The sequence below is a fragment of the uncultured Methylophaga sp. genome (genome assembly GCF_947259025.1).
Lineage (GTDB): Bacteria > Pseudomonadota > Gammaproteobacteria > Nitrosococcales > Methylophagaceae > Methylophaga.
Genome location: NZ_CAMYKO010000002.1, coordinates 63980 through 90581 on the forward strand (window position 1 = coordinate 63980; position 26602 = coordinate 90581).

Annotated in this window: 29 protein-coding genes; 19 read left to right on the forward strand and 10 right to left on the reverse strand. The window is 54.2% G+C overall.

Annotated elements, in window-relative coordinates; translation table 11 throughout:
• Positions 1 to 84: 84 nt before the first annotated feature.
• From Q0X64_RS01460 to Q0X64_RS01500, 9 genes are all read left to right on the forward strand, one after another.
• Positions 85 to 960: a YicC/YloC family endoribonuclease gene (locus Q0X64_RS01460; RefSeq protein WP_366517468.1), complete on the forward strand. Its 876-nt coding sequence runs from the start codon at positions 85 to 87 to the stop codon at positions 958 to 960.
• 104 nt (positions 961 to 1064) lie between these two features.
• Complete coding sequence (gene gmk, locus Q0X64_RS01465; RefSeq protein ID WP_297808056.1) at positions 1065 to 1676, forward strand: guanylate kinase; 612 nt, start codon at positions 1065 to 1067, stop codon at positions 1674 to 1676.
• 92 nt (positions 1677 to 1768) lie between these two features.
• Entirely contained in the window at positions 1769 to 2029 is a 261-nt protein-coding gene (rpoZ, locus tag Q0X64_RS01470; RefSeq protein WP_297808059.1) for a DNA-directed RNA polymerase subunit omega, read from the forward strand.
• Between the two features lie 44 nt (positions 2030 to 2073).
• Positions 2074 to 4197, forward strand: coding sequence for a bifunctional (p)ppGpp synthetase/guanosine-3',5'-bis(diphosphate) 3'-pyrophosphohydrolase (locus tag Q0X64_RS01475; protein ID WP_366517471.1), 2124 nt, complete (start codon positions 2074 to 2076; stop codon positions 4195 to 4197).
• A gap of 31 nt (positions 4198 to 4228) precedes the next feature.
• On the forward strand, positions 4229 to 4615 hold the full coding sequence (locus Q0X64_RS01480) for a RidA family protein (protein WP_297808065.1): 387 nt from the start codon (positions 4229 to 4231) through the stop codon (positions 4613 to 4615).
• 26 nt (positions 4616 to 4641) lie between these two features.
• Positions 4642 to 6729 (forward strand): ATP-dependent DNA helicase RecG, encoded by a 2088-nt coding sequence (gene recG / locus Q0X64_RS01485; protein WP_297808068.1) that lies wholly within the window; start codon positions 4642 to 4644, stop codon positions 6727 to 6729.
• Between the two features lie 13 nt (positions 6730 to 6742).
• Entirely contained in the window at positions 6743 to 7285 is a 543-nt protein-coding gene (locus tag Q0X64_RS01490; protein WP_297808071.1) for a chorismate lyase, read from the forward strand.
• The gene (gene ubiA, locus Q0X64_RS01495) at positions 7286 to 8161 is read left to right on the forward strand and encodes a 4-hydroxybenzoate octaprenyltransferase (protein ID WP_297808074.1); all 876 of its coding nucleotides are present in this window, start codon (positions 7286 to 7288) and stop codon (positions 8159 to 8161) included.
• A 42-nt stretch (positions 8162 to 8203) separates the two neighbouring features.
• On the forward strand, positions 8204 to 9052 hold the full coding sequence (locus tag Q0X64_RS01500; RefSeq protein WP_297808077.1) for a thermonuclease family protein: 849 nt from the start codon (positions 8204 to 8206) through the stop codon (positions 9050 to 9052).
• Here Q0X64_RS01500 and Q0X64_RS01505 read toward each other — a convergent pair.
• The 4 genes from Q0X64_RS01505 to Q0X64_RS01520 all read right to left on the reverse strand — a co-directional run bounded on the left by Q0X64_RS01505 (position 9022) and on the right by Q0X64_RS01520 (position 11977).
• Positions 9022 to 9606: a hypothetical protein gene (locus Q0X64_RS01505; protein ID WP_297808079.1), complete on the reverse strand. Its 585-nt coding sequence runs from the start codon at positions 9604 to 9606 to the stop codon at positions 9022 to 9024. The genes Q0X64_RS01500 and Q0X64_RS01505 overlap by 31 nt on opposite strands.
• 131 nt (positions 9607 to 9737) lie before the next feature.
• Positions 9738 to 10166, reverse strand: coding sequence for a potassium channel family protein (locus Q0X64_RS01510; protein ID WP_297808081.1), 429 nt, complete (start codon positions 10164 to 10166; stop codon positions 9738 to 9740).
• Positions 10166 to 11230: a sensor domain-containing diguanylate cyclase gene (locus tag Q0X64_RS01515; RefSeq protein WP_297808084.1), complete on the reverse strand. Its 1065-nt coding sequence runs from the start codon at positions 11228 to 11230 to the stop codon at positions 10166 to 10168. The genes Q0X64_RS01510 and Q0X64_RS01515 overlap by 1 nt, the downstream gene beginning before the upstream one ends.
• 33 nt (positions 11231 to 11263) lie before the next feature.
• Positions 11264 to 11977, reverse strand: a complete 714-nt coding sequence (locus Q0X64_RS01520; protein WP_297808086.1) for a ComF family protein — start codon at positions 11975 to 11977, stop codon at positions 11264 to 11266.
• Positions 11978 to 12020: 43 nt separating this feature from the next.
• Here Q0X64_RS01520 and bioB point away from each other — a divergent pair, with 43 nt between their 5' ends.
• From bioB to Q0X64_RS01550, 6 genes are read left to right on the forward strand one after another with little or no spacing between them, the layout of a single operon-like run.
• The gene (gene bioB, locus Q0X64_RS01525; RefSeq protein ID WP_297808088.1) at positions 12021 to 13031 is read left to right on the forward strand and encodes a biotin synthase BioB; all 1011 of its coding nucleotides are present in this window, start codon (positions 12021 to 12023) and stop codon (positions 13029 to 13031) included.
• Between the two features lie 10 nt (positions 13032 to 13041).
• A complete protein-coding gene (gene bioF, locus Q0X64_RS01530) occupies positions 13042 to 14217 on the forward strand; it encodes an 8-amino-7-oxononanoate synthase (RefSeq protein ID WP_297808090.1) in 1176 nt (391 codons plus the stop codon).
• A complete protein-coding gene (gene bioH / locus Q0X64_RS01535) occupies positions 14207 to 14968 on the forward strand; it encodes a pimeloyl-ACP methyl ester esterase BioH (RefSeq protein WP_297808093.1) in 762 nt (253 codons plus the stop codon). Before bioF ends, bioH begins: the two co-directional genes overlap by 11 nt.
• A complete protein-coding gene (gene bioC / locus Q0X64_RS01540; RefSeq protein ID WP_297808096.1) occupies positions 14961 to 15854 on the forward strand; it encodes a malonyl-ACP O-methyltransferase BioC in 894 nt (297 codons plus the stop codon). The genes bioH and bioC overlap by 8 nt, the downstream gene beginning before the upstream one ends.
• Positions 15851 to 16519: a dethiobiotin synthase gene (gene bioD, locus Q0X64_RS01545; protein WP_297808099.1), complete on the forward strand. Its 669-nt coding sequence runs from the start codon at positions 15851 to 15853 to the stop codon at positions 16517 to 16519. Before bioC ends, bioD begins: the two co-directional genes overlap by 4 nt.
• Positions 16519 to 17199 (forward strand): transglutaminase-like cysteine peptidase, encoded by a 681-nt coding sequence (locus Q0X64_RS01550; protein ID WP_297808102.1) that lies wholly within the window; start codon positions 16519 to 16521, stop codon positions 17197 to 17199. Before bioD ends, Q0X64_RS01550 begins: the two co-directional genes overlap by 1 nt.
• Here Q0X64_RS01550 and Q0X64_RS01555 read toward each other — a convergent pair.
• From Q0X64_RS01555 to Q0X64_RS01565, 3 genes are all read right to left on the reverse strand, one after another.
• Entirely contained in the window at positions 17157 to 17852 is a 696-nt protein-coding gene (locus Q0X64_RS01555) for a glutathione S-transferase (RefSeq protein ID WP_297808104.1), read from the reverse strand. The two genes, Q0X64_RS01550 and Q0X64_RS01555, sit on opposite strands and share 43 nt — an antisense overlap.
• Before the next feature lie 79 nt (positions 17853 to 17931).
• Entirely contained in the window at positions 17932 to 18549 is a 618-nt protein-coding gene (locus tag Q0X64_RS01560; protein ID WP_297808107.1) for a PilZ domain-containing protein, read from the reverse strand.
• 173 nt (positions 18550 to 18722) lie between these two features.
• Positions 18723 to 20132, reverse strand: a complete 1410-nt coding sequence (locus Q0X64_RS01565; protein WP_297808109.1) for a PhoH family protein — start codon at positions 20130 to 20132, stop codon at positions 18723 to 18725.
• 603 nt (positions 20133 to 20735) lie between these two features.
• On the opposite strand from Q0X64_RS01565, the gene Q0X64_RS01570 reads away from it, so the two are divergent.
• Complete coding sequence (locus Q0X64_RS01570) at positions 20736 to 21179, forward strand: hypothetical protein (RefSeq protein WP_297808112.1); 444 nt, start codon at positions 20736 to 20738, stop codon at positions 21177 to 21179.
• Between the two features lie 96 nt (positions 21180 to 21275).
• Here Q0X64_RS01570 and Q0X64_RS01575 read toward each other — a convergent pair whose 3' ends face one another.
• Both Q0X64_RS01575 and Q0X64_RS01580 read right to left on the reverse strand, forming a co-directional pair.
• Positions 21276 to 22295, reverse strand: a complete 1020-nt coding sequence (locus Q0X64_RS01575) for a lyase (protein WP_297808115.1) — start codon at positions 22293 to 22295, stop codon at positions 21276 to 21278.
• 99 nt (positions 22296 to 22394) lie between these two features.
• Positions 22395 to 24110: a bifunctional protein-serine/threonine kinase/phosphatase gene (locus tag Q0X64_RS01580; protein WP_297808118.1), complete on the reverse strand. Its 1716-nt coding sequence runs from the start codon at positions 24108 to 24110 to the stop codon at positions 22395 to 22397.
• Between the two features lie 80 nt (positions 24111 to 24190).
• Between Q0X64_RS01580 and Q0X64_RS01585 the strand changes: the two genes are divergently transcribed.
• Genes Q0X64_RS01585 through rarD form a run of 3 tightly spaced genes read left to right on the forward strand, consistent with a single transcriptional unit; the run spans position 24191 to position 26071 of the window.
• Positions 24191 to 24817, forward strand: a complete 627-nt coding sequence (locus tag Q0X64_RS01585; RefSeq protein WP_297808121.1) for a LysE family translocator — start codon at positions 24191 to 24193, stop codon at positions 24815 to 24817.
• Positions 24818 to 24842: 25 nt separating this feature from the next.
• Positions 24843 to 25151, forward strand: a complete 309-nt coding sequence (locus tag Q0X64_RS01590) for an MGMT family protein (RefSeq protein ID WP_297808123.1) — start codon at positions 24843 to 24845, stop codon at positions 25149 to 25151.
• Between the two features lie 38 nt (positions 25152 to 25189).
• Positions 25190 to 26071 carry an EamA family transporter RarD gene (gene rarD, locus Q0X64_RS01595; RefSeq protein ID WP_297808126.1) on the forward strand — a complete coding sequence of 294 codons (882 nt, stop codon included), beginning with the start codon at positions 25190 to 25192 and terminating at the stop codon, positions 26069 to 26071.
• On the opposite strand, the gene Q0X64_RS01600 is transcribed toward rarD, so the two are convergent.
• On the reverse strand, positions 26064 to 26534 hold the full coding sequence (locus Q0X64_RS01600; RefSeq protein WP_297808129.1) for an Lrp/AsnC family transcriptional regulator: 471 nt from the start codon (positions 26532 to 26534) through the stop codon (positions 26064 to 26066). The genes rarD and Q0X64_RS01600 overlap by 8 nt on opposite strands.
• Between the last annotated feature and the right edge of the window lie 68 nt (positions 26535 to 26602).

Genomic DNA, 26602 nt, shown 5'->3' on the forward strand with positions numbered 1-26602 from the left:
GTCAAATTTGCCACATTATACTGATCGTGACTGTCAGCCGCAGGGGGATTTGGGTAAGATCAGCCATTCACTAACGAATTTGGAATGAAATCAGTGACTCGAAGTCTGACCGCGTTTGCCCGTCATGAGGCGCAAACAGAACTGGGCACCCTGAGCTGGGAAATCCGCTCGGTCAATCACCGTTATCTGGAAGTCGGTTTCCGGCTGGAAGAAAGCTTCCGTCCGCTGGAAATGGCGATGCGTAAACGCATTAGTGAACTGCTGAGCCGCGGCAAGGTGGAAGTGGCGCTGCGCTACAAAGCCCCGGAACAGCAACAGGAAAACATTGATATCAACGAGTCACTGGCGCAGACCGTGATTGCGCGTTACCAGCAACTGGCCGGCAGCGCCCAAGACCCGGCGCCACTGGATATGATGAAAGTCCTGCACTGGCCCGGTGTGATTCAGACTGAGAGTCTGGATCAGGACGCCTTGAGCGAATGCGTGATGCAATCACTCGAGCAGGCACTGGCTGATCTGCTGGCCACCCGCGAACGTGAAGGCGAAGCGCTGCAGGCGATGATTGAACAGCGCTGTCAGCAGATCAATGAGATTGCCGAATCAGTGCGTGAACTGATGCCGGAGATTCTGGAAAACCAGCGTCAGAAACTGCGCGAGCGGGTAGCGGACTTGCAGGTCAATCTGGAGCCGGAGCGCCTGGAACAGGAAATGGTACTGATTGCCCAGAAAAGCGATGTCGCAGAAGAACTGGACCGCTTGCAAAGCCACGTCAAAGAAGTCGAGCATGTACTGACAAGAGATGAGCCCATTGGTCGCCGGCTCGACTTTCTGATGCAGGAACTCAACCGTGAAGCCAATACGCTGGGCTCTAAATCCATCGATACCGGCACCACCCGTTTTTCGGTTGATCTCAAGGTGCTGATTGAGCAGATGCGCGAACAGATTCAGAATATTGAATAAAACGCGGAAGGCCGGCACCGGTATAATGCTGGCTTAATCAATTTTTGACAGGCAGGCTGGGCATAGCGGCTTGTTACAAAGCAGGAATCTTTAAGGTCAGACAGATGATGGGAAGTTTGTTTATCGTAGCCGCGCCCTCCGGTGCCGGAAAAACCAGCCTGGTTAATGCCCTGGTGGCGCGCCACGATGATATCCGGCTGTCGGTATCGCACACCACCAGACCGCCACGTGAAGGTGAGCGGGATGGGGTCGATTATCACTTTGTCAGCCAGCAGACTTTTGCCCAGATGCGCGATAATGGTGACTTTCTGGAATCGGCCACCGTGTTTGACAACAGTTATGGCACCTCAGCCAGGGCGGTCGAAAGCTTATTGGCGGCGGGTTATGATGTGATCCTGGAAATTGACTGGCAGGGAGCAGCTCAGGTACGTCGCAACTTTAAGGATTCGACCGGCATCTTTATCCTGCCACCCTGTAAAGCCACGCTGGAACAACGTCTGCGCAACCGGGGTCAAGATAATGACGACATCATCGCCCGCCGCATGCGTGATGCCGAGAATGAAATCTCGCATTACATCGAATTTGACTATCTGATCGTCAATGACGATTTTGAGCAGGCCTTGTCGCAACTGACCGCCATCATCCAGAGCAAGCGACTTGGGCTGTCAAGGCAAAAACACAAACAGGCAGCATTGATCAGCGAACTGCTGGGTTGAGATCAAACCGGGCCCACCAGCGGGCCCAGATAAATTAGCGTAACGCGCTGATATTCCGTAAAATTAATTCTTTAACTGACAGGAAAAAAGATATGGCTCGTACTACCGTAGAAGATTGTTTAGAACACGTCGATAACCGTTTCCAACTGGTGCTGGTTGCGGCCAAACGTGCCCGCGAAATTGCGCTGGGTGATGATGCGCTGGTTGAAATCGATAACGACAAGCCCACTGTGCTGGCGCTGCGTGAGATTGCCGAAGGTCTGACCACTCCCGATATCCTGACCAAAACCTCTGCCCGTGAGCATGCAGAAGAAACCCTGGTCGGTGAAGAAGAGCTGCAAAACGAAGAATAAACGCTGTGAGCGCTAAACCTTCAGTCGCCTCTGAACTGGATTTCATCCAGGAGTCAGAGCCGAAACTCACCATTGATGATCTGTGTTTCGCCACTTCCAATTATCTGGATGCAAAACACGTAGATAGCATTCGTCGTGCCTATCACTTTGCTGATAACGCACACGAAGGCCAGACCCGCCGCAGTGGTGAACGTTATATCACTCACCCGCTGGCGGTTGCGCATGTGCTGGCGATGATGCACATGGATTATGAATGCATCATGGCCGGCCTGCTGCATGATGTGATTGAAGATACTGCGCTTACCCGTGACGATCTTACCGCTGAGTTCGGCGAGGAAGTCGCCGAACTGGTGGAAGGCGTCACTAAACTGGCCAAGGCGGCGTTTGAAACCACCAAACATGCCCAAGCGGAAAACCTGCGCAAAATGCTGTTGGCGATGTCGCGCGATATTCGCGTCATTATCGTTAAGCTCGCTGACCGCCTCCATAACATGCGGACCCTGGGTCATCTGCGCCCGGAAAAGCGCCGCCGGATTGCCCACGAAACCCTGGATATTTACGCACCGATAGCCCAGCGTCTGGGTATGAACCTGATGCGCTGTGAGTTGGAAGATCTGGGTTTCCATGTCCTGTATCCGATTCGCTACCGAGTGCTGCAGGGCGCGGTCAGAAAAGCGCGCGGCAACCGTAAAGAGATCGTCAGCCAGATTACTGCGTCAATCCTCAACCGGATGGAGCAGGAAGGCCTGACCGCGGATATTCAGGGCCGCGAGAAAAATCTCTATAGCCTCTACAAGAAAATGGTCAGCAAGCAGTTGTCGTTTTCCGAGGTCATGGACGTGTATGCCTTCCGCATCATCGTCGATGATGTCGATGCCTGCTACCGGATGCTGGGCGTGGTGCATAACCTCTACAAACCAGTGCAGGGCAAGTTCAAGGACTATATCGCCATCCCCAAGGCCAACGGCTACCAGTCGCTGCATACTGTACTGTTTGGCCCATACGGTGTGCCGATTGAAGTGCAGATCCGCTCGCGTGATATGGACCATATGGCCGAAGCCGGCGTGGCCGCGCACTGGCTCTATAAAACCGGCGAATCATCCGGCGGAGACAGCCTGGCCCACCGTAAAGCCCGTCAGTGGTTGCAAGGTATTCTGGAAATGCAGAAAGGCTCTGGCGACTCAATGGAGTTTCTGGAAAACCTGCGCATTGACCTGTTCCCGGATGAAATTTATGTTTCGACACCAAAAGGCGAGATCCTGACGTTGCCTCGTGGCGGTACTGCGGTCGATTTCGCTTATGCGGTGCATACCGATGTCGGCAATAACTGCGTCGCCGCCCGCGTTGGCCGTCATCTGGTGCCGCTGAGCACGCAGTTGGAAACCGGTGAGTCGGTCGAGATTATTACTTCGCCTAACTCGCATCCGAACCCGGCCTGGCTCAATTTTGTAGTGACCGCTAAAGCGCGCACCAGCATTCGCCACTATCTGCGTCATCTGCAGACCGAAGAGGCGATCCTTCTGGGGCGTCGCCTGCTCAATAAACATCTGAATGCGTTTTCAACACATCTGGATAATATTCCGGTCGAGCGTTTTAACGAGCTGGTCAATGAGTTCGAGCTTAAGCAGTTCGATGATCTGCTGGAAGATATCGGTCTGGGTAATCATTCAGCCTTGCTGATTGCCCAGAAGCTGGTCAATGAATCGACCCCGGATAAAGAGCCTCAGGCGCTGATGATTGCCGGTACCGAAGGCATGGTAGTGAGTTTTGCCCGCTGCTGTCACCCTATTCCGGGCGATCCGATCCACGGTTATGTCAGCACCGGACGCGGCATTATCATTCACCAGCGCGGTTGTAAGAACACCTCACACCTCAGGGTGCAGAATGAAAAATGGCTGGATGTGACCTGGGCGCCGGATGTTGAACGTGACTTCCCGGTCGATATCATGGTGCACGTCAAAAACCAGCGCGGCGTGCTGGCCACGGTGGCTGCTGTGGTTTCAGAAGCTGATTCCAATATCGACAACGTCGTGGTCGACGAACGCGATGGCGGCTATTCTGATTTGCGCCTGACCATCGAAGTGCAGAGCCGACAACACCTGGCGCGTGTGATGCGTCGTCTGCGTCTGCTGGATATGGTCGAACGTATTACCCGTATTCTTAATTAATGCCGCTCAGCGGCCCAAGATGGAGAACTCAATGACACGCGAAATTATTCACAGCGCCGATGCGCCGGAAGCAATCGGTCCGTACTCGCAAGCAGTTAAAGTCGGTGACACGGTTTATCTGTCGGGTCAGATCCCGCTGGTGCCGGAAACCATGACTGTGTTGGACGGTGACTTTTCCGCCCAGGTACGTCGCGTGTTCGATAACCTGTCAGCGGTGGCCAAGGCTTCCGGTGGCAGCCTGCAGGATGTGGTTAAACTCAACATTTTCCTGACTGATCTCAGCCATTTTGGCACCGTTAACGACATTATGACCGAGTATTTTGAGCAGCCTTATCCAGCGCGTGCTGCCATCGGTGTGGCTTCTCTGCCCAAAGATGTGCCGGTAGAAATGGATGCCATCCTGCACCTGGATAATTAATTTAACGGTTAACGGAGTAGCCGGTTGTGGTGGCGGGTGAACTTTTATCACAGCCGGTAACAGCACTGAAAGGCGTCGGCGGCAAAGTCGCCGAGCGCCTGACTAAAATCGGTATTCAGCAGGTCCAGGATCTGCTGTTTCATCTACCGCTACGCTACCAGGATCGCACGCGATTAATGCCGCTGGGCAGCCTGCGACCCCAGCAGGAAGCACTGGTTGAAGGCACCATTCAACTATCCCAGGTTAAGTTCGGCCGCCGCCGCTCCTTGCTCTGCCATGTCTCCGATGGCACGGGTGCTATCATCCTGCGCTTTTTTCATTTTTCCAAAGCCCAACAACAGCAGCTGGCCAAGGGCCGGCGCATTCGCTGTTTCGGTGAAATCCGCAACGGTCCATCATCGCTGGAAATTGTGCATCCCGAATATCAGTTGCTGGCGACCGAGGGCATCGTGCCGGTCGATAATGAGATGACGCCGATTTATCCGACCACCGAAGGGCTGCACCAGCTATCGCTACGTAAACTCATGAAACAGGCGCTGGCGATTCTGGATCAGGATTCCATGCCGGAATTGCTCACCGAATCCTCGCGCCTGCATCAGGCGGCAGAATTTTCGCTGGTCGATGCGCTGAAATATGTACATCAACCGCCGCCCGATGCAGCGGTAGACCAGTTACTCGAGCGTAAACACCCGGCGCAGAAACGGCTGGCCTATGAAGAATTGCTGGCACAGCAACTGACGATGAAAAAATTGCGGGCCCAGACCCAGCATCACACCGCCCCCGTCCTGAAAAGCGATAGCAAACAGCGACAGCAGTTGCTGTCAGCTTTGCCGTTTCCGTTAACCGCGGCCCAGGACAGAGTGATCAAGGAAATCCTGGATGATGTCGCCGAAGCCCATCCGATGCAGCGGCTGGTGCAGGGCGATGTTGGCTCGGGCAAAACCGTGGTAGCGGCACTGGCCGCTGTCGAGGCCGTGGCTGCTGGTTGTCAGGCAGTGATGATGGCACCCACTGAATTACTCGCCGAGCAGCATTACCGCACGTTTGATAACTGGCTGACACCGCTGGGCATAAGGGTCGGCTGGTGCGCCGGTAAGCAGACTGCCGCTGAGCGTAAACAGGTGTTGGCGGAATTGCAGTCGGGGGATATCAAGGTCGCGGTCGGTACGCATGCTTTGTTTCAGGATGAAGTCCTGTTCAACAATCTGGGCCTGGTGATCATCGACGAGCAGCACCGCTTCGGCGTGCATCAGCGGCTGGCATTGCGCGACAAGGGCAGGGAGACAGATTCGCTGCCCCATCAATTGGTAATGACAGCAACACCGATTCCTCGGACGCTGGCGATGACCGCCTATGCCGATCTCAATGTGTCGGTGATTGATGAAATGCCTCCGGGGCGAACTCCGGTGTCGACCGTAGTGCTGCCTGACAGCCGCCGTCAGGATGTCATTGACCGGGTGCATCATGCCTGTCAGCAACAACGGCAGGTCTATTGGGTCTGCACCCTGATTGAAGAGTCTGAGCATCTGCAATGCCAGGCGGCAGAAGATACGGCTACCGCGCTGCAGGACAGTCTGCCCGATCTGAAAATCGGTCTGGTACATGGCCGGATGAAAGCGGCCGACAAGGAACGGGTGATGCAGGCCTTCAAAGCCGCTGAGCTGGATATGCTAGTGGCGACCACGGTCATCGAGGTTGGCGTGGATGTGCCCAACGCCAGTCTGATGGTGATTGAAAACGCCGAACGCCTGGGACTGGCACAATTGCACCAGCTCCGCGGCCGGGTCGGGCGAGGCCAGGTCGAGAGCCACTGCGTATTGATGTACCATCCGCCCTTATCCGAAAATGGGCAGGCAAGATTAAGCTGTCTGCGTGAGACCAATGATGGCTTTAAAATAGCGCAGCGCGATCTGGAAATCCGTGGCCCCGGCGAAGTGCTGGGCACCCGCCAGACCGGGTTGCCACAGTTCCGCGTCGCCGATCTGGTAGAAGATCAGGCCTTACTGGCAGTCATGGATCGCGCGTCGCGGGTGCTGCTTAAACAGGCGCCCCGGCAGGCCGATGCGCTGATAACGCGCTGGTTTGCGCACAAAATCAATTTCGGCAACGTTTGATAATGGACTTTTAATGAAACTGTGGACTCACTGGCAGACACCTGAGCTGGCGCCCATACCGGCCGCCTTGCGCGACTGGCTGACGGATACCGGATCGCTGACCCGTCAGTTGCAGCAGGCCTGCCAGCAATCATTTTCAGTGGCTTTATTGCATAGCGGCTGGCAGCGGCCGCTGCCCGATGAGTCTTTGCTGCTTGGTCAGCCGCTGGGGCAACTGATGTTCACGCGCGAGGTGCAATTGCTGGATGGTGAGCAGCCACAGGTTTATGCCCGCAGTCTGGTACCGGTCAACACTTACCATGCCAAGCGGGCCCGCTTTGATGCACTGGGCAATCAGTCGCTGGGTGAGATGCTGTTTAATGATCCGCAATTACAACGGGGGCCCATTCAGGTGGCCTGCCTGCGGCCGGGACAGCCTTTGTTCAAGCAGGCAAGCCGGTATCTGCAGCAAGCGCCATTAACATTGTGGGCCCGGCGCTCTTGTTTTTATCTGGCCGGTAAAGCAATGCTGGTCAATGAAGTGTTTCTGCCTAGTGATAACTGGAGTGATCAGTAAGTGAACAAAATAAACCGCGCGCTGGATCCTTATATCCGCTTGATGCGTCTGGATCGGCCAATCGGTATTTTATTGCTGATGTGGCCGACCCTGAGTGCGCTGTGGATTGCTGCTGAAGGCAGGCCCGATCCATTGGTTCTGGTGGTGTTTGTGCTGGGCGTGATTATTATGCGTAGTGCCGGCTGTGCGATTAATGATTTTGCCGATCGCAATGTCGATGGCATGGTCTGGCGAACCAATAGCAGGCCACTCGCCACTGGCGAACTCAAAGCCCGTCATGCGGTGATGGCTTTTGTACTGATGGCACTATTGGCGCTGGGGCTGGTGCTGTTACTCAACACACTGACTATCCTGCTGTCACTGGTGGCGCTGGTGCTGGCCGCCAGTTATCCGTTTATGAAGCGCTACACTTATCTGCCGCAACTGTTTCTGGGCATGGCTTTTGGCTGGGCGATACCGATGGCATTTGCCGCTCAGACTGAGTCGGTGCCGGTGATTGCCTGGCTGCTGTTTCTGGCCAATATTATCTGGACCACGGTTTATGACACCTTTTACGCCATGGCCGACCGCGAAGATGATTTGCTGGCCGGCATTAAATCGACGGCCGTGTTGTTCGGTGATGATGATCTGAAAATACAGGGCCTGCTGCAGGGCGCTTATATCGTGGTAATGCTGCTGATCGGCCAGCAACTGGAACTGAGCGTGTTTTATTACCTGGGGCTGCTGATCGCTGCCGGGTTGTTTGTCTACCAGCAGTACCTGAGCCGCCACCGGGAACCCAAAGCCTGCCTGCGCGCTTTTCTCAATAATCACTATGTCGGTCTGGCTATTTTCGCCAGCCTGGTTTTGCATTACCTGCTGGCCGGTAGCGGATAACATAATCAAACCAGCCAGGACCGAATTTTCAGGGATGACTTTATGACGACAGCGATAAGGATTATCGGGCTGATATTGTCTATTGCCAGCAGCGTACAGGCAGACATTTACCGCAGTCAGGATCAGCATGGCAACACGGTTTTTTCTGATCAGCCCGCCCGGCATGCAGAAAAAATTGAACTCAACAACGAGCCCTATCGCTATAAGGTGTCGCTGAAACGGGTCATTGATGGTGACACGCTGATATTGGAGAGCGGCGAAACCATCAGATTGATTGGTATTAATACTCCCGAGATTGACAGCCGTTTCAGTGAGGCTCAGCCCGGAGGCAAAGCGGCGACAGAATGTCTGCAGCAAACCCTCAGGGACAGCAGCATCTGGGTGGAATACGATGCTGAACAGTTCGACAAATACCAGCGCCGGCTGGCGCATGTGTTTCTGGACTCCGGGGAGTACCTGAACGCCATGTTGCTCAGGCAGGGCCTGGCGATGCTGACTTTGAGGCCGCCGAATCTGCGCTATAGCGATCGCTTGATCGAGGCCCAGCAACAGGCAGAGCAAGCTGGACTAGGCGTCTGGGCAATGGCGGCGTATCAACATAAAACCCTGGCTGACTTTGAGCCGGGGCGGAGTTATCGCGGCTGGCAGCGCTGGCAACTGATGCCACAGTCAATCAATGCCGGTCGTAAATATATGCATCTTGAGGTCAGCGATAAGCTGTCGATTCACATTCCCAAAACACGGCTGGCTGACTTTATGCCGCTGGAAGCGTACCTCAATAAACCGCTGGAAGTGCGAGGGTGGATGCGCCGCCGCGGCAATGCGCATCATATTCTGGTCAGGCATCCCAGTGCCCTGATTCAGCTATCCTCGGCCAGTTTGTCGCGATAGCTTTGCAGCCGCTGATGATAGGACTCGGCATCGCCGTACTCGATAAAATACTGATAGCGTTCATGGGTGCCCAGTACTTTGCGCGCATGTTTTATCGGGCAGAAATACTGCTCGGTGCGGGCCAGAATCTCACGGATATAGGCGACCACGCCGTTACCGTAAGCACAATAAATGCAGTGGAAGCGCTCAAAAAAGTTCAGGTAGTGGAGATGATGGCGATCCAGCACAATGTAATCCCGCCGCCGCACCAGCTTGATCCGGTAAATCGGGAAGCAGCTTAACTGGTAAAAACTGACCAGCAGATCAATGGCGAGCAACGGCACAATCATGGCGTAGATGATGGGCATGGTGATGATATTGACGGGCCGCACGCCCAGCCAGCGCCATAAGCTGATTTTCAGTTTCTTATGGGTTTTTTTGATCGATTTTTCGAACTCGACCCGTTTGCCGCGGATGGTAAAGCCTATCACCTGGCTGCGCTGATTGAGTTCAGCCCGCAGTTCTTCTTCTAGCTGGCGGATCTGTTGTAGCAGTTGGTCGATTCTGGTGTTCATTCCCACCACCTCTGTTTTAAGGCTTGCTGATCCCTCGTCTCCACCTCTGCTGGCGGCGACACTTCATACTTTACGCCTTGTTTAAGGCTTTTTCAGTCTCATCTGAGGCGGCGCCGAGCGGGCTATACGTCCTAGCGTTTGGGCCAGTATTTCTGCATTTCCAGGAACACAAAGGAGGCTGACCAGGTAATCATCACCAGGCCGGTCAGTGATTCCAGACCGGTCAGGAATCGCAGATATCCACTGGGTTCAATATCGCCGTAGCCCAGGGTGGTGAAAGTGGTGAAAGAGAAATAACTGCAGTCGAGCAGGCTCAGGTTGATATTGCCGCTCAATGTGCCGAACTCGCCGCTGTGAATCATTAGGTAGTAGCCCACGGCAAACAGCCAGATTTCAACAATATGCGCCAACATGATCACCACCACGGCCAGCAGCACCCGGTAGCGATGAATCACCTGTAAGGCAGGCAGCTTTTTGGCCAGCAGGTACAGTGTTTCGTAGTGAATGATGACGGTGGCGAGCACCAGTAAGGTATTAATGCAGAAGGTCGCCAGCAGCATCAGCCGGCCTGTTTGACCCGGTTCCGGCCTGACAGCTTGGCAGCATAAACCGCCTGATCCGCTGCGGCCAGCAGTTGTCGGCCTTCTTCAATATCATTGTCCGCAGCCAGGCTGGCGACACCGATAGACAGGGTCACATGCAGCGTTTTGCCTGATGGAATAGTGAAATGCGATTTGGCTACCCGGTCACGGATCTGCTCGGCAATCAATGCGGCATCGGCCTGGCTGGTATCGGCCAGTAGAATGACAAACTCCTCGCCACCATAGCGGGCCAGCACATCATTTTCCCGCAGCCGGGCGCTGAGCAGGCCGGAAACCTGTTTCAATACGGCATCGCCGGCCTGATGACCATGGTGATCATTCACGCGCTTGAAATAGTCCAGGTCAATAAACAGACAGGACAAGCTGCTGCCGCTGCGGCGGGCACGACTGACTTCTTCGCTGAGGCGCTGGTCAAAAAAGCGCCGGTTATTAATACCGGTCAAAGCATCGCGCAGTCCCACCAGCTTGATATGTTCATGCAGCCGGGCATTTTCAATGCAGGCGGAAACCACCGCAGCCAGGTGTTCGAGAAACTTGGTGCCGATTTTCTGCTGGAAACGTGAGGGGTTGCGGCTGCCCAGGTTGAGGCTGCCAATCAGCATGTTCTGCCTGACCAATGGCAGCAGGGCCACCGAGCCCAGTTCATCGCAGTCCGGGAACAAATAAGCATGCTGATGCGGGGAATATTTCATCAGCCGGGGCTGCTGCTGGGGGCTGAAATGTTGATTGAGCAGATGCGCCGACTCGGTAAACAATAAGCGCCGGCGCCAACTGGCATGATCGATTTTAGCGGTGATCAGACGCTGCATTTCGTATTCCGGGTCATACAGCATCAGGGTGACTTCGGTGAGCTGAAAGCGGTCTTTGTGCTGATCCAGGATAATGCTGAGCAATTGCTCCAGGCTGGTGCTTTGCAGCAGGGCCAGTTCGTACTGCTGGAAATTCTCTTGTTTCCGCTCATTGCTTTTCGCGATACGCAGCAGTTCATCCAGGCGGGCTTGTAAAATGGCGATGTCTTGCATTCAAACGCCTTATGAGCGGAATGTTATCTGGCCCTAATAATGGCTTATTGCGCGTGCAATTGTCCACACTTCAATGATTTGAACGCCGCGACCTTGCAGGATTCTGGCTGCTTCAGCAACGGTCTGCCCGGTAGTCATCACATCATCAAGCAGGGCAACATGAGGGGGTAAAGACGCTGCTGTCGAGGCAAAGGCATGGCGGATATTGCGTTGACGTTGGCGATAGTGCAACTGACTCTGTGACGGGGTATTTCTGACCCGCTGCAGTAATTCGGGTCGGCAGCGGATCCCCAGCTGCTGAGCCAGGCGGGTGGCGACTTCCAGTGACTGGTTAAAGCCCCGGCTGCGCAGACGCCGTGGATGCAGCGGGATAGGAATCAGGCAAGCCGGCAGGTCCTGTCGTTGCTGTAACTGTTTGGCCATGTGCCCGGCAAAAAAGTCGGCAAACTGTAATTGCTGATGAAACTTAAAGCGGGTGATACAGCGCGGCACGGCGGCCTGATAACGCAGCAGGCTGAAACTGTGCTGCTGGATCGGTGGGCTGTGCAGGCAGTGACCGCAAATTTGCGCAGATTGCAGGGGCATGGCACAGCGCGGACAAGCTGTCTCCAGCCACGGTAACTCCCCGATACAGGCCTGACAGAGCGGTGCCTTATGGGCAGGCAGGCCACAGAGCAAACAAGGTATCGGAAACAGTTTCCTGTATAATTCCACAGATCGATGAGTCAAAGCGCTGATAACAGCCATGACCGTCACCTTATTTAATCCATTAAATCAGTGAAGAGTCATCATGCCTGAGAATGTAGCAGAAACCCAAGCGACGATTCGTCAAGACTGGAAGCAGGATGAGGTTGAGGCATTATTTGCCCTGCCTTTCAACGATCTGCTCTATCAAGCTCAAACCGTTCACCGTGAGCATTTCGATCCCAATGCCGTGCAAATCAGCACCCTGCTGAGCATCAAAACCGGCGGCTGTGCCGAAGACTGTGGTTATTGCCCGCAAAGCGCGCATCACCCCTCGGCCGTGAAAGCGGAACCGCTGATGCCTTTGGAAGAAGTGATGAAGTCGGCCAATGACGCCAAAGAAGCCGGTGCCAGCCGTTTCTGCATGGGCGCAGCCTGGCGTAACCTGAAAGACCGTGATCTGGAGCGTGTTGCCGATATGGTCGAGGGCGTGAAAAGCCTGGGGCTGGAAACCTGTGTGACGCTGGGCATGCTGGAAGAGCACCAGGCCAAGCGTCTGAAAGATGCCGGTCTCGACTACTACAACCATAATCTGGATACCTCGCCTGAGTTTTATGGTGAGATCATCACCACCCGTACCTACGAGGACCGTCTCGATACCCTGAGTCATGTCCGCGATGCCGGCATCAATGTCTGCAGTGGCGGTATTGTCGGTATGGGCGAGAGTCTGAAAGACCGCGCCGGTCTGTTGATCAGCCTGGCCAATCTGCCGACTCAGCCGCAGAGTGTGCCGATTAACCTGCTGGTGCAGGTAGAAGGCACGCCGCTGGATGGCATCGATAACCTGGATCCGATTGAGTTTGTCCGCACGATTGCCGTGGCCCGCATCATGATGCCTAAATCGTTTGTGCGCCTGTCAGCGGGACGTGAGCATATGACTGATGAAATGCAGGCCATGTGTTTCCTCGCCGGTGCCAACTCGATTTTCTACGGTGAAAAACTGCTCACCACCGACAACCCGGATACCAACCACGATCAGCAGTTGTTCAAACGTCTGGGCATCACCCCCTGGGTGGGCGAAGAAAAAAGCGAAGACAAGCAAAGTTCGGCGGCCTGATTATCCGCGAGTGTCTCAGCTACCCTGGCATGATGAACTCTCTGCCGCTTTAGCCGACCGCAAAGCGGCAGGGCTTTACCGCTCACCGCGCTTACGTCTGGGTGAACAGGGCGTCAATATCACGGTGGACGGCAGGCCGGCACTGTCATTCTGCAGCAATGACTATCTTGGCCTGGCCGCGCATCCTGATATCAAAGCCGCCTTTCAGCAGGCGGTGGATAAAGAAGGTGCGGGCAGCGGCGCCGCCCACCTGCTGACCGGCCACAGTTTTTATCATCAGGCTCTGGAAGAGGCTTTGGCCGAGTTCACCGGCCAGCCCCGTGCCTTGCTGTTTTCCACCGGCTATATGGCTAATCTGGGCGTGATTGACGCTTTGCTGAGCCGTGGTGATGCGGTGATTCAGGACAAGCTCAACCATGCTTCGTTGCTCGACGGCGGCCGGCTCACCGAGGCAGAACAGCTCCGTTACCCCCACGCCAATATGGATTTGCTGCACAAGCGCTTACACAATGCTGCCAGGGCCAGGCACCGGATGGTTGTCAGCGATGGCGTGTTCAGCATGGATGGTGATATCGCGCCCTTGCCCGATATCATGGCCCATGCCCGCCAACACCGGGCGGCGGTCTTAATCGACGATGCCCACGGCTTTGGTGTGATTGGCAAAAATGGTCGTGGCAGTGTTTCCCATTTCAATATCGCGCCGGCATCGGCACCAATTCAGGTGGGCACGCTGGGTAAGGCTTTTGGCACCGGCGGCGCTTTTGTCGCCGCTGATGAAACCGTGATTGAAACCCTGATCCAGCAGGCGCGCAGTTATGTTTACACTACGGCGCAGCCGCCGGCGGTGGCGGCGGCAACGCTGACCAGTCTCAAGCTGGTGGAGCAGGAAGACTGGCGGCGTGAACAGTTGCAGGCGCTGATCCGGCAGTTCCGCCTTGGCGCAGCGCAACTGGGTTTAGATCTGATGCCATCCGAGACACCCATACAGCCGGTGGTCATCGGTGATGATAAAAAAGCGCTGGCTGTCGGCCAGGCACTGGAGGCGCAGGGCATCCTGGTCGGCGTGATCCGGCCGCCGACCGTACCCAGAAACAGTGCGCGTCTGCGTATTACTTTGTCTGCCAGTCACAGCGAAAAAGATGTGGATAAGTTATTAAGCGCATTGGAGCAGGCCGGTGCACATTGAACAGCGAGGCAGCGGCCCGCACCTGGTGATGTTGCATGGCTGGAGCATGCACAGTGGCGTCTGGCATGATCTGGCTGAGCGATTGGCACAACGTTACACGCTGCATCTGGTCGATTTACCCGGCCACGGTCAAAGCGACTGGCATGATGGTGATCTGGCACTGGATAATTTTTTGCCAGCATTGGCACAGCTTATCCCGGATAAAGCGTTGTGGTTAGGCTGGTCTCTGGGCGGGTTGTTGAGCCTGGCATTGGCGCAGCGTTATCCGGATAAAGTCGCTAAACTGAGTCTGATCGCTGCCACGCCCAGCTTCGTGCAGAAAAACGACTGGCCCTGTGCCATGCAGGCAGCCATATTCGAAACCTTTGCTGCCAGTCTGGATGTCAATCAGGCGCAGACCCTGCAGCGTTTTTTAATGTTGCAGGCCAAAGGTGCAGACAAAAGCCGTGACAGTATCCGCCTTATCAGCGAACAATTGGCGACCCGGCATACACCGGAGCCGGCAGCGCTGGCGGCGGGGCTCTATTGCCTGCTGAAGCTGGATATGCGCGATGCGCTGGCTGCACTGTCCTGCCCGGTGCAAATGATATTGGGGGGCCGCGATACGCTGATCCCGGCAGAGATGCCTGATTGTGCCCGCCAACTGCAGCCGCGGCTGCAGACAACAATGCTTGAAGGTGGCGGACATGCGCCCTTTATCAGTCACCCCGAATGGTGCCAACAACAGATAGAACAGTTTTTCGATGGTTGATTATCGTCCCGACAAATCCAGTATGGCGAAGTCTTTTGCCGCTGCCGCATCGCAATATGACGATGTGGCTGTATTACAGCGCCAGACCTCTGATGAATTGCTGGACAGGCTGTCGCTGATGAAAATCAGCCCGGAGACCATCCTTGATCTGGGTACCGGCACCGGCCGTAATCTCTCTCTGCTGCAACAGCGTTATCCGCAGGCACGTTTGATAGCCATGGATATTGCGCCCGGCATGCTCAGACAGGCACAAAAGCGTTATCGCCATGATCTGGGCCTGAAACGCTGGTTGCCCGGACAGCACCGGCTGCAACTGGCGGCCGGTGATGCCGAGGCGATACCGCTGGCTGATAACAGCGTGGATCTGGTGTTTGCCAACCTGGCCCTGCAATGGTGTGAGCCCCAGCTCAGTTTTAAGGAAATTCAGCGGGTGATGCGGCCCGATGGTTTGCTGATGTTTACCTCGCTGGGCCCCGACACGCTGACTGAACTGCGTCAGGCCTGGGCAGCGGTTGATGAGTATCCGCATGTGAATGTGTTTTACGATATGCATGATGTGGGTGATGCCATGACTGCCAGCGGTTTGCAGGATTGTGTACTGGATATTGAGCCCTACACGCTGAACTACCCGACAGCGATGGCGATGATGCGGGATTTAAAGATTCTGGGTGCGCATAATGTTAATCAGGGCCGCCGCCGCGGGCTCACCGGCAAGCAACTGATGAAAGACGTGATTGCCGCCTACGAAACATTCCGCACCGCAGGCCAGCTCCCGGCCAGCTATGAGGTGGTGTTTGGCCATGGTTGGAAAGCGGCCCGTTCCGGCCAGCATACCGAGGCTGATGGCAGTGTGCGTATTCCAATGGAAGAGATTCAACGCCGATGATTCCTAAACACCTATTTGTGACCGGCACCGATACCGAGGTCGGTAAAACCCGCATCAGTACCGGCCTGATGAGCGTTATACAGCAGCAGGGGCTGAAGGTGGCGGGCATGAAGCCGATAGCCAGCGGCTGCGAATGGCAGCAGGATCAGTGGCAAAATGAAGATGCACTGGCAATGATTCAACAAAGCAATGTGGATCTGCCCTACAGCACAGTGAATCCCTATGCCTTTGAGCCGGCGATTGCCCCGCATATTGCCGCCGAACAGGCGGGGGTTGAGGTTTCGGTGTCTGTTATCCAGCAACAACTTGAGCAGATCAAAGAGCAAAGCGATGCCGTCATCGTGGAAGGCGCTGGTGGCTGGCTGGTCCCCCTCAATCAAACGCAAACCATGGCCGATCTGGCGCAGGCACTGGATTTACCGGTGGTGCTGGTGGTCGCCGTCAAATTAGGTTGTATCAATCATGCCTTGCTCAGTGTGCAGGCGATTGAAAACAAGGGGCTGAAACTGGCCGGCTGGGTCGCCAATCATCTGGAACAGCAGAGCGAGTCAGCCGACATTATCGAGACCCTGAAACAGCATATTCACGCCCCCTGCCTAGGCGTGGTGCCCGCTTTGCAGCCAGCGCAGTCGGCAGCAGATTTTCTGTGCCGGGAGCAGCCGTAATGAAGTGGCTACCAGTGCTGTTGCTGGCCTTGTTGGTGGGCTGTTCTTCCTCACCGAAAAAAGACAGCGCTATCAGCCCTGCAGTCGAGGCGCGTGTCCAGGCCTGGCAGTCGCTGATTGACGAGGGTAAGAGCTGGTCTGATCAGCGCCGGCTCAAAGCCGCCAATGACTTTATCAATCAACTGGTGTTTGTCGATGATATCCAGCACTGGAAGCAGGAAGACTATTGGGCGACGCCGTTGGAAACGATTGTCAGTGGCGGCGGTGATTGTGAGGATTTTTCGCTGGCCAAGTTTTTTACTTTGACCGGCATGGGCATGGCGGAAGATAAGCTGCGGCTGACCTATGTTAAAGCGCTGACTATCAATCAGGCCCATATGGTGGTGAGTTATTACCCCACAAAGAAAGCCACGCCTTTATTGCTGGATAACCTTAATACCCGGGTGCTGCCGGCATCAGAGCGTGATGATTTATGGCCGGTGTACAGCTTTAATGGCGAGGGCCTTTGGCTGACCAAGCGTGACCATCAGGCGGACCGGCTGGATGATGCCGAAAGAATCAGTCTGTGGCAGCAACTGCTGAAGCGTATCGATGTGGAAGCCGCGGACAGGCAGACCATGATCTGCCGTTACCAGTATTATGATCTGCCGGCGTCTGAAGCCAAAGCGCGTTGCCCCTGAGGGAATATCACCGCCTCATCCCCCGGTTGCCATTGTGCATATTTCGGCATAATGGATTTGAATAACTCACTGTCCAGAAAGTCTTCCAGCCAATCCCTGACCAGCGGGTAGGGTGCCTGATCAAACCAGCCTTTATCAACGAAGGCAAACTGGCGGATGAACGGCAGTAAAGCGATATCGGCGAGCGTCCAGTCTTCTGCAATCAGGCTACCATTGTCATCCAGCAGGGTTTCCAACTGGGCCAGGGTTTTCTCGCCTTGCTGACGGTAATAATCCTGCGACTGATCGGGATAACGATCAGCGTACTTATAACGATCCAGGAAATATTTAAACTCACCGTCATTCTGCTCAATCAATGCCAGCATCTGCTGATGCTGTTCATTGCTCAAACCCTGGTACCAGTTCTTCGGATCAGATTGCGCCAAAGCCCACAGCGCAATATCAATGCTTTCATCAATCACCTTGCCGTCAATAGTTTGCAGAACCGGTACCGTGGCTTTGGGTGACAGAGCAATCAAGGCCTCTGGTTTATCCTTGAGTACAACCTCTCTAAGTTCACAGCGGATAGCACTGCTGGCGATAGCCAGTCGGGCGCGCATGGCATAGGGACAACGGCGGAAACTATAGAGAACAGGAAAAAAACTGTCAGACATAAAAACGATAGGGCGATAATAAAAGCCGCCAGTATAAAAGAACCGTCGCTGACAACAAACCCGGCAAACGGGTGCAGAGTTAAAACTCGCGCAGACTCATGCTTTCATTAGCGACACCGCCACGCAGCATTTCTGCCTGACGGTTGAGGGTGTGTTTGACCAGTTGGTTGCGGTCCTGCTCATCCATATGGGTAAAAACCATACGCAGATGGTAGGGCTTGTCGGGGCTGGCGCCCATCAGACGCTCACAGGAAATCACCGTGGCGAGTGCATGAATGGTGTTGGCCGTGGGCAACAGTTGCAGGTGCAGCTCGACATGATCACGAATAGGGACAGCTTCATCGACCATAAAGGCAATACCGCCGCCACTCAGGTTGGCTTCGGTCAGATCGTCCGGATTAATCGGGTTGTTGTAGCGCTGCATACTCTGTGAAACCAGATTGATTTTGTCATCCAGCATGCGCAGTGCACGAGCCACTTCGCGATCATGATGATTGATTTGGTCTACCAGATGACTAAAAGCATTCTGGATCGCACGCAGCTGCGCTTTTTCGTTGGTTTCATCATCCACTGATGCCCGTGCCACCCGATCGGCCGCTTGAGCAACCTGTTGCTTTTCGATGACCTTGTAGTCAACAACAACCGTGTCGTTTATGCGAAAAAATTCGCGCCTGTCTGAACCTGCGTAGTGCATCATGCCTGTCCGATTTCTATCGTCATTATTATTTCCCCCTGGCGTGGGAACTCAGGGACAACCTTCTTTATATCATGTTCAGACCGGTTTGCCAGCATTCCCTGCAGTAAAACACAACAAGGATCAGGCCTCACCTCAGGCAGGGAGCCATTGTTCATCGCTGTACATCATTGCTGCTAGAGATGCTCGGAAGCAAAGTCAGCCAGTCTCGAGCGCTCACCGCGCATCAGGGTGATGTGACCGCTGTGCTGCCAGTACTTAAAGTGGTCAACGACATAGGTCAGACCCGAGGTCGTCTCACTCAGGTAAGGCGTATCGATCTGCGCAATATTACCCAGGCAGACAATCTTGGTGCCGGGGCCGGCGCGGGTGATCAGCGTTTTCATCTGCTTGGAGGTCAGGTTCTGCGCCTCATCGATAATAATAAAGCGGTTGAGGAAGGTGCGGCCACGCATAAAATTCAAAGAGCGGATCTTGATCCAGCGTTGCAGCAAATCATTGGTAGCCTGACGGCCCCACTCACCGCCTTCGGTTTTATTGAGCACTTCCAGGTTGTCCATCAACGCGCCCATCCACGGCGTCATTTTTTCTTCCTCGGTGCCGGGCAGAAAGCCGATATCTTCGCCTACAGGCACCGTGACCCGGGTCATAATGATTTCGCTGTAGCGCTTGTGTTCAACGGTCTGGGTCAGCGCGGCGGCCAGTGTCAGCAGGGTTTTGCCGGTACCGGCCTGACCCAGCAGGGTGACAAAATCAATATCCGGGTCCATCAGCAGGTTGAGGGCAAAGTTCTGCTCGCGGTTGCGCGCGGTGATGCCCCAGATGGCGTGGTTTTCCTTGCGATAATCCTGCACCAGTTGGATGTCGGCACTGGACTCACTGACCGATCGCACAGCGGCCTCGATGGTGTTGTTCTCGCCCGGTGAATAAATCAGTTGGTTGGGATACCAGTCTTTCACTACGTCGCCTTCTACCTGGTAAAAGGTCTGGCCGTCAGCAGTCCAGGACTCCAGCCGGTTCAAATCATCCCAGAAATCGGCAGCCAGTTCAGCCGAGCCGCGATAGAGCAAATCGACATCATCCAGCACTTTATCGTTGTAGTAGTCTTCGGCGCAGAGTCCCAACACGGTGGCCTTGATGCGCAGATTGATATCCTTGGAAACCAGAATCACAGTGGCATCAGTGACTGTTTGCTTAAGGGCAATGGCCACGCCCAGAATCGCATTATCCCCCTGGTGGCTGGGCAGCTCCTTGGGGATTTCATGTTTCATTTGTGTGGTCTGAAAAAACAGACGACCACTGGCCTGCGGCATATCGCCATTATTAACGCTGGGCAGGGGAATGCCGTTATTGATGGCCTCGTTGTCTATGGCCTGTAACAGCAGCTCATCAAGAAAGCGACTGACTTGGCGTACGTTACGTGAGACTTCGGATAAACCTTTTTTGCCGCGATCCAACTCCTCCAGTACCACCATGGGTAAATACACATCGTGCTCATCAAAGCGGAACAGGGCAGTGGGGTCGTGCATCAGCACATTGGTGTCCAGAACGAACAGGCGTCTGCCGGCGGCGGGTCTCTTAATCATCTGCAAGAAGTCCTCTTGTTGATTGTCACGGTGCCTGAGTCGATTATGATCAAACAAATACCCCTTGGAAAGGGTTGGCAGCAGAATTTCTTGTAGCCAAAATGCGGGCCGCCAAAATGCCGCTTCCAAAGCGGAAAATTAGTGTTAAGATGACAAATCTACCCGTTCAAAACAGCCCTTTGCTCCGCTCGCCAATGTTCAAGCCTGGTGCCTTTCATCCCCCAAAACGATTTCTGGAACCACAGCAAGTATTTACTTGTAACGCTGGTGCGTCCGGGCTTGTCCTGATCGCTTCCCTGTTAGTGGATACCTGACCGCAGCGTCTTGTTTTTATTCGGCCTGCAGCTATCACAGACAACAGCCATTATTTTTTTGAATAAATCTTTTCTGCTTGTATTCGGACAGCGCAAAAAGCCGATATTTGTGTTGGACTGCGCTGGATAGGAGCATGCTTGGGATTTTCTCCCGACTATAACTGTGAGTGCTTGTGAGCCCCTCTAAACCAGCATAGTGTGGGCAGACATTTGCGACTTGCTGTGGCCTGCCCGGCCGCCTCAAATGTCGCGATAATTCAAATTATTAGTCATACAAGTCGAGGTCATCATGCGCTTAACTCATCAAATTTTTCTGGCTACTGTCACCGGCCTGCTGTTAGCTGCGTCGGTTCAGGCCGCTCCTGACAGCGAAGAGCTGGTGGGCACTTGGTACAGCGAACGACAACAGGACGGTGAAACCATGAAATGGCTGACCCGGCGTATGGATAACCAGAAATATGCCGCCTTGTTTCTGGTATGCAACGGCGAAGATTTGTCCTGGGTACAGAAAGAAATCGGTGAGTGGCAGTTCAAAAACGGTGAGCTGGTTGAGACCATGATGTCGATGGAAGACATGAACGGCAAAAAACAGGCGCCGCAAGGGGAAGGGGTTGATACCACTTATGTCGATCTCAGCATTGAGGGTGATGCCTTGCACTACCAAAAGAAAAACAGTGACACCGAATTTAATTTCGATCGGGTAGCAGACGGCTATCAGATAAAATGCAAGTAATGTCAGTGATTTGCTGATTTATCCGCCTGGCAGGCATCGGAAAATCAGCAAAAATCTGGACTGGGCTCCCGCCGCTGGCGGGAGCATCAGTTTAGATTAGTCGGGCACGACGGCTTTACCCACCGTGTTGGCGTCGGTGGCAAACCAGATAGCATTGCTGTCCGGATCAAACACCATATGCCGGATAGTAATGCCGCCTGAGGGCACGGCATCAATCGAAATAAACTGCTCGCTGTGGCTGTCAAAACCCACAAAACGATTGGGTTGCAGGCCGGTTTCCACGTACCAGATTCGGTCTTTGTTATCGACAGCCATAGCATAGATACCTGCCCCTTCACCGCCTGGTGTTGACCACTCCTGCATGGTTTGTTGCTGTGGGTCATAAACGCCCACATGCCCCAAAGCATTATCTCCCCACCAGATGCGGCCATCTGAAGTCATACCGATGCGGCGGATCAGACTGTCTTCAGTTGGCGTTTCAATCACATCCAGTTTCATCGTCTCTGGGTTGACCGTGCCGATGGCATTGTCACCCATAAATGCGATCCAGGGTCTGTCATCGGGCCCGACCACGAGGCCATAGGGGCGCATATTTTTGCGGGGTAAAGTGACTTTTTCTACAATACCGGTCTCGGTGTTGAGTTTGGCAATATAGTTAGACCACTGCGCGGTAAACCAGAGATTGCCCTCTGAGGTCCAGCCCATTGTGTGCGGATCATCAATGCCCTCAGGCATGGTAAACAGGGTGACTTCACCGTTTTCCGGATTCATTTTGCCGATATGTTTGTCCTTGTTACCGGCATACCAAGGCGTGCCGTTGTCACTGACCACCACGGTATGCGGGCCGGCACCGGGGATATCAAACTTTTTCATCTCTCCGCTTTCCGGATCGAGCTTGCCGACATAGTTGCCGACCTGACCCACAAACCAGACCGTTCCGTCCGGGGCCATATAGGGATCACGAGGTCGGGTATCTTGCCAGGGCACGGTCCACTCCTGGAATTCCAGCAGACCGGGTAAGGCCGCAGCTTTATTTTCAGCTTTGAGGTTCACGCTGAAAGACAAAATCAGCGTGAGAAAAACGGCAGAAAAGCGGCTTTTGCAGGATGCTGACATCAGATGGCTCCTCTATCTGTGGTGTCAGATAATGACAATAAAAAACACTGGCTTAGTTCCCTGCGCGGCGCTATTCCTGCTTAACTGATGTGATGAATGTCAGGCAAGCTGCTGATAAATCAATGCCGCCAGCAACAACAGGGAAATGCATTGCCAGAACAGAACCGGATTGCGCTCCATCAATGGCGGTCGGGCCTTATTCACAAAGGCTTTATTGGGATGGCTCAGATCATAAACAAACTCGGCCACCTCCTGGTAACGTCGGTGTGGCTGCACATGCACGGCTTTGCGGAGGGTGTCATCGACCCAGAACGGAATTTTGAGGTCCTCGCCAAGCAATGACTGATAGCTCAGCTTGCGCTGGGCAGCAACATTGTAGGCGCTGGAGACTTTGGTGCCATAGGGCAGGGCATGGGTTAACAGGTGATAGGTCAATACGCCCAAAGAAAAGATATCGGATTGATTGGTGCCTTCGTAGCCGAGAAAGTACTCGGGCGCGGTGAACTGGGCGGTGCCCAGAATCAGCTGGGTTTCGGCACCGAGTTCAGCGATGCCGGCAATCCGGGTCGAACCGAAATCTAAAATTTTCACCGTGCCGGATTTATCAAGCAGGATATTGTCGGGACGAATGTCCTGATGAATCATTTCCTTGCGGTGCATGGCCTGAAGGCCGTGGCCGATTTGCTCGACAATGCGCCGCACTTCATCCAGGCTCGGCTCGGGGTTGTCGTGCATCCACTGGGTCAGCGTCTGCCCTTCAATATATTCAGTAACGGTATAGAGATACTGCCGCTGGCGACCGTTATCAATAGCTTTAAGACAGTGCACGTTATCCAGCCGATGCGCGATCCAGTCTTCCATCAGAAAACGATCGATGGCCTCAGGGTCGTCTTCCAGGTCGGTGGACAGGGTTTTGAGCGCGACCAACTCGTCGCTATCCCGGTCTTTTGCCAGAAATACATGGCTGCGGCTGCTGGCATAAAGCTGGCGGATAATATCAAAGCCGTCAAATAGCATGCCCGGTTCCAGGGCCGGTGGCAGCGGCAGTTGTGCCGCTTCTGACTGTAATTGTGCCTCGCCTTGAGCCGGCAATTGCTCAATACGAATGATCTGCACAGTTAGGTTGTCATCACTGCCAGCATTCAAAGCTATTTCAATTAACTGCTCTGCCGCAGCCTGGAGATTATCCGGTTGAGCATGAATCACATCGCTGATTTGCTCGGGGCTTACAAAATCATAAACACCATCCGTGGTCAGCAAAAAGGTGTCCCCGACCTGAGTCTCAATAGTCCGGCAGTCACAGCGTAGCTGCTGTTCCAGGCCCATGGCCCGGGTCAGGTAGCTGTCCTGTTCGTTATCAGATTGCCGATGATCGGTGGTGAGTGCTTCCAGTGCCGGGTTAGAAACCCGGTAGATGCGGCTGTCTCCGGCATGAAACAGGTGCGCCTTGTCGGCCTTCAACACCAGGCCGCTGAAGGTGCAGATATAGCCCTTATCCGGTTCGTAGCGGTATGCACTGTTACGGCTCAGACCGTATAGCCAGGCATTAATGGATTGCAGCACGCGACTGGCGGCGGTATTCACCGACCAGGAATTGGGGGTGGCGTAATAGTCATCAATAAAACTGGCAATGGCAGTGCTGCTCGCCTGCTGACTGACGTCGCTGCTACTGATGCCATCGGCTATGGCGGCCACAATACCTTTGGTTAATAACTCGCTGCCACCAGGGATATAGAGGCCATAATGATCCTGGTTGACGGGCTTGCGTCCTGCGCGGCTGTGCTGACCGATGCTGATCGATAAGGTCTGTGTCATGCAATACTGTCTTAGACGGATGATTCATTATCATGCAGCATATCGAGATGATTGGAAAATCAGCCTGACAGGATTGCAATATGGGCTTAGACACCCTGATCGGTTTTTTCGTCGCTTCAGTGATACTGGCTTTGGCGCCGGGGCCGGATAATATTTTTGTAATGACCCATTCAATGATGCGAGGCCGGGAGGCTGGTCTGGCGGTCGTGATGGGCTTATGCACCGGCCTGCTGGTGCACACCACCGCGGTGGCGCTGGGCATCGCCATTCTGTTTCAGACTTCGGACTGGGCTTTCACCGCTTTAAAAACTGTGGGCGCTGCTTATTTGTTGTACTTGTCTTGGCAGGCATTGACGACCTCATCGGTGATGGACAGCAATGAGGCTGATCATCAGCCCAGTCTGTTCTGGTCATACCGTCGCGGCATTATCATGAACATCACCAATCCCAAGGTCACGCTGTTTTTCCTAGCATTTTTGCCCCAGTTTATCGTGGAGGAGTCCGGGCAGGTGACCGGGCAGATCATTTTTCTCGGCGCTTTATTTATTGTCGCGACCATCGTGGTTTTCGGCACCATGGCCTTGCTGGCCGGCAGGGTCTCGGATTTTCTCAGACGTTCGCCTTTGTTTGAGAAAAATATTCACCGCCTGGCGGGGGGTATTTTTATCGGCCTGGCTGGTCATTTGTTACTGATAGAAGTTGGCTGAGATGGCTTGTGAAGAATTAAAAGCCATGATCTGGCAGCTAATTGCGGCAATTTCGCGAGGAAAAGTCGCGACGTATGGCCAAATTGCCAGACTTTGCGGTTATCCCGGCTACGCCCGCTATGTCGGCAGCGTATTAAAGCAATTGCCTCCCGGCACATTATTGCCCTGGCAGCGCGTGATAAACGCAAAAGGTCAGATTGCCTTTCCACCCGGCAGCGAGGCTTATCAGATTCAGCGCGGCCGTCTACAGCAGGAGGGGATTGCGTTTGAGGGCGATACAGTTAGCCTGCGCCGTTATCAGTGGGATGGCATCAGCAACGATAACGACGGCTAATATTGCTAAACTAGCCGTTTAAAAATCGCAGGATATCTATGCAAGGTCTGGCCCTGGCCGTTCTGGCCTACTCCATCTGGGGCATCTTCCCACTGTTTTTCAGCTACCTGAACCATGTGTCTCCGGTGGAGGTATTGTCGCACCGGATCATCTGGTCGCTGGTGGCCACCTTATCGCTGGGCTTGTTGCTGCAACGAGGGCGTTTGCTGGTGAAAGCCCTGCAGGATAAGAACACGCTAATCTGGCTGGGTGTGTCATCGTTACTCATCGCGGTTAACTGGCTGGTGTATATCTGGGCGGTGGGCAATCACCGGGTGCTTGAAGCCAGTCTGGGCTACTTTATTATGCCGGTGGTCAGTTTGCTGATGGGGCGGCTGATCCTGAAAGAATCCCTGCACCCCTTACAGGCCTGGGCCGGTGTCCTGGCGGCGGTTGCGGTGTTGTGGGAGTTGTGGAGTTTCGGCGCTTTGCCCTGGGTGGGCGTGGTGCTGGCTTTTGCCTTTGCTTTTTATGGTCTGGTGCGCAAGGTGCACCCGATTGATGGGCTCAATGGGCTGACCATTGAAACCCTCTGGTTACTGCCGATGGCGCTGGGCTTTGTGGCCTGGCAAAGCATCACGGCTGATCCTGATATGGGGTTTGGTCTGAATAACTCAACCACGCTGCTGCTGATTTTCTCAGGGTTTCTGACCGCATTGCCTTTGGTGCTGTTTGCGATGGCAACGCGACGGATCAACCTGTCGATAGTCGGTTTTATTATGTATATCAACCCGACGATTCAGTTTCTGATCGGGGTGTATGTGCTTAATGAACACTTCCCGCAGGAACGGCTGGTGACCTTTGTTCTGGTCTGGATTGCCTTGCTGTTTTTTGTGGCCGGTATGTGGCAGCAGATCCGGCAAAAAGCCGAGTCTAGCTGACCGGCAATGCCGTTGAATGAATCGGTGACTTCATCACAAACGAGGTATGCACGCCGGTCACGCCCTCGATCCGCGTCAGCTTATTGAGCAGAAACTGCTGATAAGCGTCCATATCACGGACGATCACTTTGAGCAGATAGTCGGCATCCTGGCCGGTGATCAAGTGACATTCCAGCACTTCCGGGTAACCGGCCAGCGTCGATTCCAGTTTTTCAAAGCGTTCGGGAATATGTTTGTCCATGCTGATGCCGATAAATGCCATCAGCGTCAGGCCCAGCTTTTTGGCATTGAGCAATGCCACATAGCCATCGATCAGTCCATCTTCTTCCATCTGCCGAACCCGGCGCAGCGTGGGGGAGGGCGACAACTTGATCGCCTCCGCCAGTTCCTGGTTGGTAATACGGCCGTTTTTCTGCAGGATATCGAGGATGGCATGGTCATAGCGATCCAGCTTATCTGACATGACCTTTCTCCATAATTATTTAATGAAGCATATTATTCCATTAAATGGTTACTTGTGGCAATAAAATG

Excerpts from the sequence above, each read along its gene's own strand:
- Q0X64_RS01460 (WP_366517468.1), top strand. The coding sequence starts at position 85 with ATGAAATCAGTGACTCGAAGTCTGACCGCGTTTGCCCGTCATGAGGCG.
- gmk (WP_297808056.1), top strand. The coding sequence starts at position 1,065 with ATGATGGGAAGTTTGTTTATCGTAGCCGCGCCCTCCGGTGCCGGAAAA.
- rpoZ (WP_297808059.1), top strand. The coding sequence starts at position 1,769 with ATGGCTCGTACTACCGTAGAAGATTGTTTAGAACACGTCGATAACCGT.
- Q0X64_RS01480 (WP_297808065.1), top strand. The coding sequence starts at position 4,229 with ATGACACGCGAAATTATTCACAGCGCCGATGCGCCGGAAGCAATCGGT.
- Q0X64_RS01490 (WP_297808071.1), top strand. The coding sequence starts at position 6,743 with ATGAAACTGTGGACTCACTGGCAGACACCTGAGCTGGCGCCCATACCG.
- Q0X64_RS01500 (WP_297808077.1), top strand. The coding sequence starts at position 8,204 with ATGACGACAGCGATAAGGATTATCGGGCTGATATTGTCTATTGCCAGC.
- Q0X64_RS01505 (WP_297808079.1), bottom strand. The coding sequence starts at position 9,606 with ATGAACACCAGAATCGACCAACTGCTACAACAGATCCGCCAGCTAGAA.
- Q0X64_RS01510 (WP_297808081.1), bottom strand. The coding sequence starts at position 10,166 with ATGCTGCTGGCGACCTTCTGCATTAATACCTTACTGGTGCTCGCCACC.
- Q0X64_RS01515 (WP_297808084.1), bottom strand. The coding sequence starts at position 11,230 with ATGCAAGACATCGCCATTTTACAAGCCCGCCTGGATGAACTGCTGCGT.
- Q0X64_RS01520 (WP_297808086.1), bottom strand. The coding sequence starts at position 11,977 with ATGGCTGTTATCAGCGCTTTGACTCATCGATCTGTGGAATTATACAGG.
- bioB (WP_297808088.1), top strand. The coding sequence starts at position 12,021 with ATGCCTGAGAATGTAGCAGAAACCCAAGCGACGATTCGTCAAGACTGG.
- bioC (WP_297808096.1), top strand. The coding sequence starts at position 14,961 with ATGGTTGATTATCGTCCCGACAAATCCAGTATGGCGAAGTCTTTTGCC.
- bioD (WP_297808099.1), top strand. The coding sequence starts at position 15,851 with ATGATTCCTAAACACCTATTTGTGACCGGCACCGATACCGAGGTCGGT.
- Q0X64_RS01550 (WP_297808102.1), top strand. The coding sequence starts at position 16,519 with ATGAAGTGGCTACCAGTGCTGTTGCTGGCCTTGTTGGTGGGCTGTTCT.
- Q0X64_RS01555 (WP_297808104.1), bottom strand. The coding sequence starts at position 17,852 with ATGTCTGACAGTTTTTTTCCTGTTCTCTATAGTTTCCGCCGTTGTCCC.
- Q0X64_RS01560 (WP_297808107.1), bottom strand. The coding sequence starts at position 18,549 with ATGATGCACTACGCAGGTTCAGACAGGCGCGAATTTTTTCGCATAAAC.
- Q0X64_RS01565 (WP_297808109.1), bottom strand. The coding sequence starts at position 20,132 with ATGATTAAGAGACCCGCCGCCGGCAGACGCCTGTTCGTTCTGGACACC.
- Q0X64_RS01570 (WP_297808112.1), top strand. The coding sequence starts at position 20,736 with ATGCGCTTAACTCATCAAATTTTTCTGGCTACTGTCACCGGCCTGCTG.
- Q0X64_RS01575 (WP_297808115.1), bottom strand. The coding sequence starts at position 22,295 with ATGTCAGCATCCTGCAAAAGCCGCTTTTCTGCCGTTTTTCTCACGCTG.
- Q0X64_RS01580 (WP_297808118.1), bottom strand. The coding sequence starts at position 24,110 with ATGACACAGACCTTATCGATCAGCATCGGTCAGCACAGCCGCGCAGGA.
- Q0X64_RS01585 (WP_297808121.1), top strand. The coding sequence starts at position 24,191 with ATGGGCTTAGACACCCTGATCGGTTTTTTCGTCGCTTCAGTGATACTG.
- Q0X64_RS01590 (WP_297808123.1), top strand. The coding sequence starts at position 24,843 with ATGATCTGGCAGCTAATTGCGGCAATTTCGCGAGGAAAAGTCGCGACG.
- rarD (WP_297808126.1), top strand. The coding sequence starts at position 25,190 with ATGCAAGGTCTGGCCCTGGCCGTTCTGGCCTACTCCATCTGGGGCATC.
- Q0X64_RS01600 (WP_297808129.1), bottom strand. The coding sequence starts at position 26,534 with ATGTCAGATAAGCTGGATCGCTATGACCATGCCATCCTCGATATCCTG.